The organism is Kitasatospora sp. NPDC059599, from assembly GCF_042735125.1.
In the GTDB taxonomy this organism is placed as follows: Bacteria; Actinomycetota; Actinomycetes; order Streptomycetales; family Streptomycetaceae; genus Kitasatospora.
Window position 1 is genome coordinate 21,650 of the sequence record NZ_JBHWCL010000099.1, and the last position, 13,349, is coordinate 34,998.

The 13,349-nt window shown below is 75.3% G+C and carries 10 protein-coding genes; 1 reads left to right on the forward strand and 9 read right to left on the reverse strand.

The annotated features are described in order from the left end of the window. The first annotated feature begins 190 nt into the window (after positions 1-190). On the forward strand, positions 191-1,216 hold the full coding sequence (locus tag ACFV04_RS28955; RefSeq protein ID WP_380533539.1) for a LysR family transcriptional regulator: 1,026 nt from the start codon (positions 191-193) through the stop codon (positions 1,214-1,216). 24 nt (positions 1,217-1,240) lie between these two features. Here the strand turns inward: ACFV04_RS28955 and ACFV04_RS28960 are convergent, their stop codons facing one another. The 9 genes from ACFV04_RS28960 to ACFV04_RS29000 all read right to left on the reverse strand — a co-directional run bounded on the left by ACFV04_RS28960 (position 1,241) and on the right by ACFV04_RS29000 (position 13,069). Next, positions 1,241-2,002 carry a ZIP family metal transporter gene (locus tag ACFV04_RS28960; protein WP_360263358.1) on the reverse strand — a complete coding sequence of 254 codons (762 nt, stop codon included), beginning with the start codon at positions 2,000-2,002 and terminating at the stop codon, positions 1,241-1,243. 360 nt (positions 2,003-2,362) lie between these two features. Continuing rightward, the gene (locus ACFV04_RS28965; RefSeq protein WP_380533541.1) at positions 2,363-4,054 is read right to left on the reverse strand and encodes a restriction endonuclease; all 1,692 of its coding nucleotides are present in this window, start codon (positions 4,052-4,054) and stop codon (positions 2,363-2,365) included. A 114-nt stretch (positions 4,055-4,168) separates the two neighbouring features. Next, positions 4,169-6,016 (reverse strand): hypothetical protein, encoded by a 1,848-nt coding sequence (locus ACFV04_RS28970; RefSeq protein ID WP_380533543.1) that lies wholly within the window; start codon positions 6,014-6,016, stop codon positions 4,169-4,171. Positions 6,017-6,390: 374 nt separating this feature from the next. Continuing rightward, positions 6,391-6,705, reverse strand: coding sequence for a cupin domain-containing protein (locus ACFV04_RS28975; RefSeq protein ID WP_380533545.1), 315 nt, complete (start codon positions 6,703-6,705; stop codon positions 6,391-6,393). Between the two features lie 272 nt (positions 6,706-6,977). Continuing rightward, complete coding sequence (locus tag ACFV04_RS28980) at positions 6,978-7,634, reverse strand: YigZ family protein (protein ID WP_380346617.1); 657 nt, start codon at positions 7,632-7,634, stop codon at positions 6,978-6,980. A gap of 192 nt (positions 7,635-7,826) precedes the next feature. Continuing rightward, positions 7,827-9,116 (reverse strand): DUF6986 family protein, encoded by a 1,290-nt coding sequence (locus tag ACFV04_RS28985; RefSeq protein ID WP_380533547.1) that lies wholly within the window; start codon positions 9,114-9,116, stop codon positions 7,827-7,829. Between the two features lie 111 nt (positions 9,117-9,227). After that, a complete protein-coding gene (locus ACFV04_RS28990; RefSeq protein WP_380533549.1) occupies positions 9,228-10,826 on the reverse strand; it encodes a DUF2637 domain-containing protein in 1,599 nt (532 codons plus the stop codon). Positions 10,827-11,045: 219 nt separating this feature from the next. After that, positions 11,046-11,711, reverse strand: a complete 666-nt coding sequence (locus ACFV04_RS28995; RefSeq protein WP_380346614.1) for a LuxR C-terminal-related transcriptional regulator — start codon at positions 11,709-11,711, stop codon at positions 11,046-11,048. Then, positions 11,663-13,069, reverse strand: coding sequence for a sensor histidine kinase (locus ACFV04_RS29000; protein WP_380346613.1), 1,407 nt, complete (start codon positions 13,067-13,069; stop codon positions 11,663-11,665). Before ACFV04_RS29000 ends, ACFV04_RS28995 begins: the two co-directional genes overlap by 49 nt. Between the last annotated feature and the right edge of the window lie 280 nt (positions 13,070-13,349).

Below are 13,349 nucleotides of genomic sequence, written 5' to 3' on the forward strand. Positions count from 1 at the left end.
GCTCGGGGTGCTCGGGGTGCTCGGGGTGCTCGTAACGGTGCCGGCCCTGCCGGTACCGCCGACCCTGCTGGTGCTGCCGGGGAGGCCGGTGCCGCTCGCGGCGGGTGTTGCGGTCATGGACCGAGCATGGTGGCGCGGGACCGTGTAGCACCAGCGATGAATTCTGAAGGTGACACTTTAGAATCACTGCATGATGGATCTGGGGCGCCTGCGGGCGCTGCACGCGGTGGCGGTGCACGGCTCGGTCGGCGGGGCCGCGGCGGCGCTCGGGTTCACGCCCTCGGCGGTCTCGCAACAGATCGCCAAGTTGGAGCGGGAGACCCGGACGGTACTGCTGGAGCGACAGGGCCGGGGCGTCGTGCTGACCGACGCGGCGCGCGAACTGGCCGCCACCGCGCAGACCGTGCTGGGGCTGGTGGAGCGGGCCGAGGTCCGGCTGGAGGAGCAGCGCGGCCAGGCGGTCGGGCGGCTGCTGGTGGCCGCGTTCGCGTCCGGGGCCCGCGGGCTGATGCCCGGGGTGCTGGCCGACCTGCGGCGGCGCTGCCCGGAGCTGGACGTACGGCTGCTGGAGCGCGATCCCTACCCGGCGACCGATCTGGTGGCCCGGGGCGAGGTGGACCTGGCGCTGGTGCAGGACTGGCCGACGGTGCCGTTGCCGGTGCAGGAGGGCGTCTCCCGGATGGACCTCGGGACGGACCCGGTGGACCTGCTGCTGCCCGCCGACGACGAGCTGGCCGCGCTCGACCCGGTGCCGGTGGAGCGGTTGTGCGGGCAGCGCTGGATCAGCGTGCCGCCGGGCAACATCTGCCACGACTGGCTGGTCCGCACGCTGCGCGAGGCCGGTGAGGAGCCGGACGTGCGCTACCAGGTCGGCGAGTTCGAGACCCAGATCGCGCTGGTCGCGGCCGGTCTCGGGATGGGCCTGGTGCCGAGGCTCGGGCGGGGGCCGCTGCCGCCCGGGGTCGCGGCCCGCCGGGTGACGCCGGAGCCGGGGCGCCGGGTGTTCGCGCTCTGGCGCACCCAGGCCTCCCGGCGGCCGGCCATCACCGAGGCGCTGGCCTCGATGCGCGAGGGCTGGGGACGTCTCCAGGCGCAAGCGCAGGCCCAGACCCCGGCCCAGGCGCAGGCTCAGGCTCAAACCCAGACCCCGGCCCAGGCCCAGGCCCAGGCTCGGGCCCGGGAACAGGCGGAGGCGGGGCACCGCCCGTCGATGTGACCGGGGCCGCACGGGCCCGGCGGCCTACGCGGCGAAGCCGATCACCAGCCACATGAAGCCGACCCCGGCGAGAGTGCAGAGCAGGGTGGTGCGCGAGGGGTGCGGGCTGTGGGCCTCGGGGAGGATGTCGGAGGTCGCCAGGTAGAGCAGGAACCCGGAGAAGAAGCCCAGGTAGAGGCCGAGCAGGTGCTCCGGGATGGTGAACGCCAGGGTGATCGCGGCACCGGACACCGGCGCCAGCGCGTCCGCCGCGAGCAGGGTCAAGGCCCGCCGCCGGTTGTTCCCGTACAGCCGGGTGATCGTGTACGTGTTGAAGCCGTCGGCGAAGTCGTGCGCGACCACCGCGATGGCCACCACGGTGCCGACCGTGGAGCCGGCCTGGAAGGCGGCGCCGATCGCGAAGCCGTCCATCACGCTGTGGCCGACCAGGGCCAGCGCGGCGGTCAGCCCGACGCCCTGGTGTCCGTGGGAGTGGCCGTGGTGGTGGCCGCCGTGGGTGTGCTCGGCGTACTCGCCCTCGTGGCCGCGGTGGATGGCGACCGCGCGCTCGACCACGTGGATGGTGAGGAAGCCGGCCGCGAACATCAGCAGCGCCTGCGGCACGCCGTGCACCTCGCCCGGCGCCTGGTGGATCGCCTCGGGCAGCAGGTCGAACGCCACCACGCCGAGCATCAGTCCGGCCGCGAAGCCGAGCACCAGGTGGCGGCGGTCGCCGGTGCGCTGGGCGACGAAACCACCGATCAGCGTCATCAGGAACGCCCCGGCGGCGACCAGGACGGCGGTCATCGGGCCACCTCCGCCGCGGGTGCGGCCGGCCGGCCGGTGTCGCCGTGTGGTGTGCCGAGCGCTCTGCCCATTCCTCTCCCCCTGGGGTCCGCCCGTGGCCGGGCCGACCGCTGACCGTACCGGACGGCCGTTCGACCTCTGTCGACCGGGGTGCCGGGCGTGGCCGGGGCCCGCTCCCCAGCGTCGGGCCGGACCCGGCGGGATGCCCGCCGGATGGGCCGTCGGGGTGATCCCGCAGGTGGGGCGGCAGGCGGTCAGCGGTGCGGCGCGGCAGGCGGTCAGCGGTGCGGCGCGGCCGGCCGGCCGCGGGAGGGCGGCGGCGCGCGGCCGGGCGGATGCCGTCGGCCCCGGGTGGAGCCGTCAGCGGCCGGCGGCGAGCGGCAGGCCGAGGTGGGTACGGGCGAGTTCGCGCACGCCGTCGCCGTCGACCAGGTGGATGTGGCGGTGACTGTCCTCGGCGGTGAGGTCCAGGGCCTCGTCGGTGAAGCGGCCGGTGGTCAGCCGCAGGCCGCGTTCGGCGGACTCTTCGCGGACCGCCTCGGCGAGCGTGGTGATCTGCTCCGCGGTGACCGGCTCCGGGTCCCGGGAGGCCCAGACCACCCAGCGGCCGGGCAGTGCGCTGGCGGGGGCGCCCTCACCGGTGGCGACCAGCCCGGCCGGGCCGCGCAGCCGTACGCTCCACTCGGCGATCCCGCCCCGGGTGAGAAGGTCGCGCACCAGCTGGGCGAACTCGTTGGCGGACAGGTCGGGCGCGGCCGGCACGGTGGCCCCGGCCTGGGCGGCCGGACGGACGCCGACCCGGTCGTACGGGTCCGGGGTGACGGCGGCGCCGAGCCCGCGCAGCCGGACGAGGGCCTCGTCCTGCTCGGCGTCGGCGTAGACGCCTTCGTCGTCGCGCTCCTCGTACGGGGTCCCCGGAGGCAGCAGCCGGGTGCGGGCCAGCGCGTCGCGGTCGGCGTCCACGCTGACCAGACAGAGCGGCTCGGCCGGACCGGGCTCGCGCAGCCAGCCGTTGAGGACGACGCCGGCGAGTATCTCGTCGGTGTCGACGGCGTCGGCGGCCTGCAGGGCGCGCAGGGCGAGCCGGGCGACCAGGCGCAGGTAGTCGGTGGCCCGGTCGGCCGGCGGGCGCGGCACCGGCACGATGTCGCCATCCGGGGCGAGGCGGTAGCCGGTGAGCGAGGGCACCAGGTCGAGCGGCGGCAGGTCGAGGTCCAGCACGGCGGTGCGGGTGAGCGGGCGGAACACCGCCCGGCAGGGGGCGGGCAGGTCCTGGGTCGCGGTCTCGGCGGCGGCCAGCGCCCGCTCCAGCAGCGACTCGACGGCGGCCGGCTCGGACAGCCGGTAAGCCCGTCGGCACTCCTCCAGGCTCTCGTTGTACTCGCGCACGGCGCGGGCGCGGGCCTCCTCGGCGGCCTCGTGGGTGCGCCGGGACTCGTCGGCGGCCGGGCTCCCGGCCTCGGCGCGGCGGGTGCGCCACTCCCGCAGGGCGCGCTGGTGGGTGAGCCTGGCCTGGGCGAGTTCGCGCTGGTAGCCGGAGTCGAGCAGTCGGCGGGACGGGCCGCTCTCCGGGTCGGCCGCGGTCGGGTCGGCGGGCTCGAAGTCCGCCCAGCGGGGTTCCGGCCCGTCGGCGGTGCCGGGGCCGTCGGCCGGGTAGGGACGGGGTTCGTAGTGGCGCAGCTGGCTCTCGAAGTCCATGGCCGAGACCGGCAGGGCCGCCCGCCGCAGCAGGTCGGCCAGCCGGTCGTGCTCGGCCCGGACGGTGAGCGTGCGGTGGTGGGTCAGGGCGGCGGCCCGGGCGTGCGCCGCGGCGGCCTCCTCCGGATCGCCGGGGTCGACGTCGGCCCGGTCGGCGCCGCCCGGGTCGACGGCGCCGGCGGGGCCCGGGACGGACGGGCCGTCATCGGCCGCGCCCGCGGGCGGGCGGCCGGTGCCGTCCGGCTCCGGGGCCCCGTCGACCCCGAGGTCGCGGAAGACCGAGGCCAGGAAGCCCGGTTGGGGGACCCGGACGGTGGTGGTTCCGTCGGACCGGCCGTCTGCTGAGTGCTGCATCGGTCGTCGTTCCCCCATGCTCGTCCGGCGCCTGCCCGGGGCGGTCGGCGAACCCGCGGACCCACCCCTGCCGGACATTGTCCACCGAACGGGCCCGGCGGTCAGCCAAGCCGGTCAGTTGGTCCGGGTGTTGGTGAGGTGGAGACCGATGTAGCCGACGTAGATCCGGCCACTGCCGGAGCAGTCGTCCAGGTAGTGCAGCCGGGGCGCGGTGCGGCCGCCGCCGATCCGCAGGTGTGCACCCATGAACGCGCGCCGGGAGGCGTCCACGCATTCCGGTACCGGCAGCATCCGTTCGCGCTTCCACTTGGTGTGGCTGAACACCGTCCTGGACTCCCCACGCACGGCCTTGCGGGGCGGGAAGCGGTGGCAGCCCTCCGGAGTGTGCTCGCACCACTGTTTGAAGTCCCCGCCGGCCGTTCCGCGCACCGCCGCCTCGGCGTACTCCTGAAGGGCGGTCAGGCCGTCCCAGGCGATCCGGGCCCAACCGGCGCCGGTGCGCTGGAGCTCGTCGAGGGCGAGTGCGGCCTTCTGGTCCCCGGTGAAGGACAGCAGCGGGAACTCGCCCAGTCTGGCCAGGAGTTCGGTGAAGCTCTCGGGCCGGCCGACGGGGTGCCGGCCGAGGGCAGGACCGGTGCCGGACGTGCTGCAGTGGCGACCGGCCAGGGCGCGGGCACCGGCGCGCAGGCGGCCCTCCCGACCGTCCCGGCCGTCGTGGCCCTCCCTGCCCTGGCCGCGCTCGCGGTGGTCGCGGCGCTCCAGGCGCAGGGTGTGCCGGACGTGCTCCAGCTCGTCGGCCCTGGCCTGCTGCTCCGCCCTGTCCTGCTGCTCCTCGTGGGCGAGCGCGGCCAGTTCGGCGACGGCGACGGTCCCCCTGGTGTCCGGGTCCGCCGTGCCCCGGTCGGCGCCCGGCCCGGTGCCGCGGCGGAGCTGCGACGGCGGGACGCGCAGCACGGGGACGGCCGCCAGCGGCGCCGGGAGCGGCTGCTCGGCGGCGAGCCGGCGCGGCTCGCGGGCGAGCAGCCCGGCGGCGCGGCGCAGATCCTGTTCTATTCGGCCCCGGGCGAGCACCGGATGCCGTGCGCCGTCCTGCCGGGAGGCCGGATCGACCTCGGGCAGGTAGGTGCGCACCGCGCCGCCGTAGACGGTGTGGTACTCCAGCGCGACGTTGAACGCGGTGCGGGCGCCGGGATCCAGCACGTAGGTGGTGGCCAGGCCGGGGAGCTGCTGGCAGAGCGGGCCGACCACGTCCTGGACCCAGCGGTCGACCGGGAGGTTCACCGGGACGCTGGCGACCACGACGGTCAGTCGGCGTTCCGGGTCGCACAGTTCGTCGATCAGGGCGTCCACCGCGTCGGCCGTGATCACCCGGGGCGCGGAGTGGACGGCGGCCGGGCCGTCGGCGGCGTCGAGCAGCGGCAGGAGGGAGCGGGCGAGTTCGGGCACGGGCACCCGGCAGGGGGTGCGCACACCGCTGCCGGTGCTGTGCGTCTCGGCCTCCAGCCGGACCCAGGTGACGCCGTCGGCGCCGGTGGCCACCGTGAGGGTGAGTTGCCGGGTGCCGTGCGGGGCCGGGATGCGCAGGCGGCGGCGGTCGTAGCGGCCGGCGGCCGGGCCGCCGCGCAGCGGGCCGTGGTCGCGGTCGAGCAGGACGCGCTCGCCCAGGCGGAGGCGCTCGGCGAGTCCCGGCGCTTCGGGCGTCGGCGGGTCGGGGGGCGGCGTGTCGGGCGTCGGCGTGTCGGGGGGCAGTGTGCCCGGGGGCAGGGCGTCGAACACCGACGTGCCGGGGGGCGGGATCTCGGCGGCGGGGCCGGTGGGGCGCCGCCCGGAGACCGGCCGGTCCGCGGGGGTGCGGACGGCGGGCGGGGGCTCCTCGTAGCCCTCCTGCTTCAGCCAGGAGGCGAGTTGTTCGTCGGCCAGGGCGAGCGCCTCGGCGTGCGGAAGGGCCGTGGTGACGGTCATCCGGTAGGGCGTTGCGGGACCGCGGGGGCCGGGGACGTCGACACCGGTGTGAGCGCGGGAGCGGTTCGAGGTCGGGCGATTCGAGGTCGAACGGTCTGAAGTCCAACGGTCTGAGGCCATGCGCATACCTCCGTGGTACGGGGTGGGGTCCTGTGTCCTCCATCGATGGGTTTCGTCCGGTTCCGCCGGATCCTTGCCCAGGAAACGCCACGGCCCGGAGCGGAAGTTCCAACTCCGGGCCACGACCCTACGTTCGGGTGAATCTGTTCAAGCCGTCTTCCGCGCGGCGCGGGGCCTGGGCTACGAGGGACGGCCCGCCGGGAGCGGTGCGGTCGCCTCCTGCGGGCCGTCCCGTCCGGCCGCTCCGGCCCCGGTCAGGACCCTGCGGGCCCGGTCGAGCTGCGGCTCCAGGCGGGCTCGGCGACCGGCACCGCCAGCGGACGGCCCGGCGGGGCGGCGTAGCTGGCGATCAGTACCACGGGTTCGGCGCCGAGGTTGCGGCCGACGTGGACGTGGACCGGTCCCGCCTCCTCGACCAGGGAGTCACCGGCGCGGCTGACCTCGACCCGGCCGTCGTACAGAGTCCGGGTCAGCGTCCCGGAGAGCACCACCACGTCGACCCGGCCCGGGTGGTAGTGCCAGCCGGTTTCGGCACCCGGGGGCAGCGTTATGGTCTGGACGACGGGCATCGCGACCGCTTCCTGGAGGCGTCCTGAGGCTGCCGGACGGCGCCTCGCCGACGGCCGGTTCAGGCTAGGCAGGCTCCTCCGGCCACCGAAACGGGCAGGTGGCGATGTGGCCGAATCTGTGGCCGAAACCCGGCGCGTCGGCCGGGCCGGGCAGCGCGGCCCACTCTGTCGCCCGCCCCGGAGCGGGCGCCGGAGCGGGCGCCGGAATGCGTCCCGGGGCCGTCCTGGGGCCGCCGCTGGGTCCCTGCCGGAGCGCGGACCGCCGCCCCCGCTCAGACCGGCACCTCGACGTAGGTGCGACCGGCCGGGACCGCCACCGCGGTGCCCCCGGTCGCCTCGGCCAGCCAGGTGTGGAAGGCCGCCGTCCCGGGCTCCGGCACGCCGACCTCGATCCGCACCCCGGCCGCCTCGTAGGCCAGGTCGCTCACCGTGTACCCGGCCGCCCGCAGGTCGTTCTCCACCCGGCCGGCCCGGACGTGGTCCACCGTCACCGCGAGCAGCGCGACCGGCCGCCGCTCCAGCAGACCGATCCCGTCCAGCGCCTCCGACACCGCGTTCCCGTACGCCCGCACCAGGCCGCCCGCGCCGAGCTTGATCCCGCCGAAGTACCTGGTGACCACGGCGACCGTGTCGGTCAGGCCGCGGCGGCGCAGCACCTCCAGCATCGGCACCCCGGCCGTGCCTCCGGGCTCGCCGTCGTCGCTGGAGCGCTCGCGGCGCTGCTCGTCGCCGACCACGAAGGCGGTGCAGTTGTGCCGGGCGTCCCAGTACTGCTTGCGGATGCCCGCGATGAAGGCCTGCGCCGCGTCCTCGTCGTCGACCCGGGCGAGGTGGCAGATGAACCGGGACTTCTTGATCTCGGTCTCGTGGCTGCCGGCCCGCCGGATGGTGAGGTACGGCCTGGCGGTGGGCTCCGGCGTGGCGGGCATGGCGCGGTGGTTCTCCCGGGAACGGCGACGGCGGGCGGCGCGCGCCCCGGGTGTTCGCCCCGGGGCGGCACCGCCAGCCTAGTTGGCGCGCGGACGGAGGACCGGTGGCCGGGGCCGGTCCGGCCGGCGGCCGGGGCAGCCGGGGCGGCCGGGGCGGCCGGGAGCCACTCGGGAAGCCGTTCGGTCCGGGGTTCAGCGACCGGCCAGGGCGTCCAGCCGCTCGCGGTCGAGGCCGGTCAGCGCGGTGACCTCGGCGAGGTCGACGGCGCCGCAGTCCAGACCGCGCAGCAGGTAGCCGCTGAGCGCCCGGGCGGTGGCCGGCTCGTCCATCACGTCGCCGCCCGCCTTGGCGACGTACGCGGCCAGCCGGGCGGCGGCGGCCGCCAGTCCCTCGCGGTAGAACGAGTACACCGCGACGTAGCGGGTCGGCAGGTGCGCCGGGTGCATGTCCCAGCCCTGGTAGTAGGCGCGGGCCAGCGAGCGGCGGACCAGGTCGTGGTGCAGCTTCCAGGCCGCGTGCACCTGCTCGGTGGAGCCGGTCGGGACGACGTTGGTCGAGCCGTCGGAGAGCCGGACCCCGGTGCCGGCGGCGGCCACCTGCATGACCGCCTTCGCGTGGTCGGCGACCGGGTGGTCCATGCTCTGGTACGCCGCGCCGACGCCGCAGGAGGCGCTGTAGTCGAAGGTGCCGTAGTGCAGGCCGGTGGCCCGGCCCTCGGCGGCCTCGATCATCAGGGCCACGGTGGCCCGGCCGTCCGGGCCGAGGATGGCCTGGGTGGTCTCGATCTGGATCTCGAAGCCGATCCGGCCGGCGGGCAGCCCGGCCCGGCGCTCGAAGTCCTCCAGCAGCCGGACCAGCGCGGTGACCTGCTCGGCGTAGGTGACCTTGGGCAGGGTCAGGACCAGGCCCTCCGGCAGGCCGCCGCCGGCCAGCAGGGTGGCCAGGAACAGCTCCAGGGTGCGGATGCCGCGGGCGCGGACCGGCGCCTCCATGCACTTGATCCGGATGCCGATGTACGGCGGGGCCTCGCCCTCGGCGACGGCGGCGGAGACCAGTTCGGCGGCACGGACGGCCGCCACGTCCTCCTCCGCGTCGGGGCGGGGGCCGTAGCCGTCCTCGAAGTCGATCCGCAGGTCCTCGACCGGCTCGCGCTCCAGCTTGGCGCGGACCCGGGCGTGCACGTCGGCGAGCAGCCCGTCGTCGGCGACGCCGAGGGCGCGGCCCAGCTCGGCGGGGGTGGCGGCGTGGGTGTCGAAGGCCTCCAGGGCCCGGCGGCCCCATTCCCGGACGGTGTCGGCGGCGAAGGCGTCGGCCGGGACGTAGACGGTGTGCACCGGCTGCCTGGTCCCGGAGTCGCCCGGGTAGCGGCGCGCCAGGTCGGCGTCGACCGGGGCGAGCAGCGTCTCCACGGCGGCCCGGGCGGCGTCGGAGAAGGAGGCCCCGCCCGTCGGACCGTTACCGTCGACCTCGACCTGCGACATCCGCACTCCTCCATGCCGAACCAGCGCTTCAACAATTTGTTGAGGCGAAGGTAGCTCCGGCGGGGTCGGGCGTCAATGGCCGCCCGGCCCCCGGACGACGGGCCGTTCCGGTCAGTCCCTCCCGGCGGCGGCGTAGCGGTCGCGCAGCTCCGGGTAGAGCTCGGCGACCTCCTTGGGGTGGACCGAACCGTCGGGGCCCTTGCCGGAGACGCCGTACTCCCTGGTCAGCCAGTCGGCGAGGCGCTGCGGGTCGGGCTGGTGGCCGTGGTTGTCCAGGTACGTGACGAGGGCCTCGTAGGCCACGTCCGGGTCGAGGCGCGAGGGGGCCGGCCGGGTGTCGGACTGCTCGGCTTGGACGGGCTCCTCGGCCGGGACCGGCTGCTCGGCCTGCGCGGGCTGCCCGGCCTGCTGGGCCTGCTGCTGCGGCTCGGCCGACGGCTCGGGCTGCTGCGCGTCGGCCGGACGCCGGCCCTGCGGCCGGGGCGCCGGGGCGGCGGCCGCGGGACCGGAAGCGGGAGCGGTGACCGCACCGGCCGGAGCGGACTCCTCGACCGGACGCGGAGGCTTGAACCAGGGCGAGGCCTGGCCGGGCACCCGCCCGCCCGGGGCGGCGTCGGCCGGATGGCCGGTGGTGCGCACCGGACGCTCGGTCCAGACGTTCAGCTCCTCGCGACGCGGCTGCGGGGCGGCGTCCTGCACCTCCTCGGGCTCCTGCGCGGCGCGCAGCCGGACGGCCGCCAGCTTCGCCAGCATGGGCGCGGCCACCTCGGCGGGCATCGGCGCGACGGCTGCGGGGGCGGCGGCCTGCTCCGGGGCTGCGGCCTGGGCCGGCTCCGGCTGAGGCTGAGGCTGAGGCTGGGGAGCCTGCTGGACCTGCGGCGCCTGCTGCGGGAGTTGCTGCGCGGGACCGGCCGGGGCGGCCGCCGCCGCGGTCGCCACCGCCGGGGCGATGGCGGTGGCACGGCCGTCCTGGGGTGCGAGCGCCCGATGTTCCGGCCCCGCCGGGGCCTCCTCGACCCCGCGATCGCGGGCCTCGTCGTCCAGCCGGTCGAGCAGTGCCGGGTCGAGCGGCACGCCGAACTTGGCGAGCTTGAGCGGCAGCAGCGCCTGGATCGGCGCCGAGCGCCGCCAGCCGCGGCCGTAGCGGAAGCGCAGCTGCGCCCGGTAGACGAGCCGGTTCTGCTCCAGGCGGATGACCTCGTCGTACGAGCGGAGCTCCCAGAGCTTCATCCGCCGCCAGAGCCGAAAGGTCGGCACCGGGGACAGGAGCCAGCGCATCACCCGGACCGATTCCATGTGACGGTCCGCCGTGATCGCCGCGATCCGTCCGACCGCGTGGCGGGAGGCCTCGACCACGACGACGAAGAGCACCGGGATGACGGCGTGCATGCCCATGCCGAGCGGGTCGCCCCAGGAGGCGGCCGCGTTGAAGGCGATGGTGGCGACGGTCAGCAGCCAGGCGGTCTGCCGCAGCATCGGGAAGGGGATCCGCAGCCAGGTCAGCACCAGGTCCAGCGCGAGGAGCACGACGATGCCCGCGTCGACGCCGATCGGGAAGGCGTAGGAGAAAGCGCCGAAACCTTTCTCCATGGCCAGCTCACGCACCGCGTTGTACGAACCCGCGAAACCGATGCCCGAGATGATGCAGGCGCCGGCCGCGACCAGGCCGAGCAGGCCCCGGTGGGCCTTGGTGAGCGTTGGGCGTGCCATTACGTCTATCAACCCCTGGATGTCGGCTGCGGCCGTACGCTGCCTCGACTGCCGGGTCCCGCTGGTCGGGCCGCCGGACGGCTGAGCAACCTCCGGGCTCGGCCCACCGGAGTTTACTCGTACACCTGTTTAAGCGTTCCCGCAGGCCGGAGTGTCACAGCCCGGGGCACGACGGCGGTCGAGGTACGGCGCGACCTTCCCCCGGGACCGCCCGGACCGTCAGAGGCCCTGCCCAGCCGTGCCGTTGAGATAGGTCAGCACGGCCAGCACCCGGCGGTTGGCGTCCTCCGCAGGGGCGAGTTCGAGTTTGGTGAAGATGTTGGCAATGTGTTTGGCCACCGCGCCGTCGCTCACCGAAAGACGGGCGGCGATCGCCGAGTTGGAACAGCCCTCGGCCATCAGCTCCAGCACCTCCCGCTCACGCGGCGACAGCCGCAGCAGCGGGCCCGGCCGGCGCGAGGTCGTCTGCATCAGCTTGGCGATCACGTCCGGGTCCATCGCCGTCCCGCCCGCCGCCACCCGGCGGACCGCGTCGATGAACTGCCCCGCGTTGAACACCCGGTCCTTCAGCAGGTAACCGATCCCACCGGTACCGTCCGCCAGCAACTCCCGTGCGTACAGCTGCTGGACGTGCTGCGACAGCACCAGGACGGGCAGGCCCTGGATCTCCCGGCGGGCCTTGAGTGCGGCCTGAAGACCCTCGTCGGTGAGCGTCGGGGGCAGCCGGACGTCGACCACCGCCACGTCCGGGCGGTGGGTCAGCAACGCCTCCAGCAGCTCGGGCCCGGTCTCCACCGCCGCGACGACGGTGAACCCGTGCGCTTCCAGCAGCCTGATCAGACCTTCGCGAAGGAGGTAGAGGTCCTCGGCGAGGACAACTCGCACGGCAACTCCAAGGTGATGGTGGTCGGACCGCCCGACGTGCTGTCGATGGCGAGGACACCGTCGAAGGTACCCAATCGCCTCTCGATCCCGCGCAGTCCGGTCCCCCGCGAAGGATCGGCCACGCCCACGCCGTCGTCCGTCACCGTGACCCGCAGGAAGCCGGCCCGGTACAGGATGTCCACCCAGACCTGTTCCGCCCCCGAGTGCTTGGCCGCGTTGGCCAGCAGCTCGCAGATGCTGAAGTACACCGCGGCCTCCACCGGGGCCGCCGGCCGGTCCGGCAGGCTGACGAACACCTCGGTCGGCAGCGCACTGTCCAGCGCCAGGGCCCGGACCGCGTCGCCCAGGCCACGCTCGGCGAGCACCGGCGGGTGGATGCCGCGGACCAGGTCCCGCAGCTCCTGCAGGGCCCGGGCCGAGGACTGCCGGGCCTCGGAGAGGAGCTCCCGCGCGGCCGCCTGGTCGGTGTCCATCAGGTGCTCGATGGTGCCCAGGGTCATCCCGATCGCCACCAGCCGTGCCTGCGCACCGTCGTGCAGGTCCCGCTCGATCCGCCGCAGCTCGGCCGCCTGGTTGCCCACCGCGTCCGCCCGCGTCTCGGTCAACTCCGCGACCCGCCTGGTCAGCTGGGCGTGCGAGGTACGGCCGTGGTCCAGCACCCGCCGGGCCACCTCCGCGTACGCGCGCACCGCGAACGGCGCCACGAGTATCCCGACCACGATCGCGGCGCCCCCGAACGCCAGGCCCAGCAGGAGCGACTCCGTCCCTCCGCTCAGCGGGCCGGCCCCGGAGGCGGGCACCGGCCCCGTCATCGCGTACGCGACGCCGAGCACGAACAGGCCGACTATCGGCCCGGCCAGGGCCAGCGTCAGGAACGGGTTCACGGCGAGCCAGGCCAGCTCGGAGCGGGTGGTCCGGTCCCGCAGCCCCCAGTGGACCAGCTGCGCGTACTTCGCCACCGTCCGCGAGCGGTGGTACGAGTACCCCGTCCACCAGTGCCCGCGGGCGTCCAGCTCCAGCGCCGGCAGCGGCTCGTACACCGCCGGCAGACGCACGCCGAACCAGCGCTCCACCTGCCCGCGCGTACGGTTCGCCGTACCGCGGATGCTCGCGGCGGCGACCACGGCGCCGACCGCCGCCGCCACCAGCAGGGCGAAGAACACCTGCAGGTCGAAGGCCTCCAGGAACTGGGCCGCCGCCGCCCCCGACAGGATCGCGGCGCCCAACGGCAGCACGGACCCCGGCACCGCGGCCAGCACCACCACGACGAGCCGCGCCAGCCCCTCACCGCCGGCCACGAAAGCCGCCTGGGCCTGAGCACGTACGGACGTGCCGCTCGTACGACTCGCTGTTGTCACGGGAAGCTCCTGATGCCGGTACCGATCGTCCTCCATCAGTCTTCACGAAGCGTCCGCCACCCACACTGGCCATGACACCCCAATCCCGGGGTGGACCTAGGTCTACCCGCGGGCAGGTGGGGTGACTCCGGCGCACGGAACCGGTCCGATCCCGTCCGGTCCGGTCCGATCGGGTCCGATCGGGTCCGGAAACGCGAAAAGACCCCCTCCCGAAAGGGAGGGGGTCTTTTCTGAATGATTGTTCGGCGGCGTCCTACTCTCCCACAGGGTCCCCCCTGCA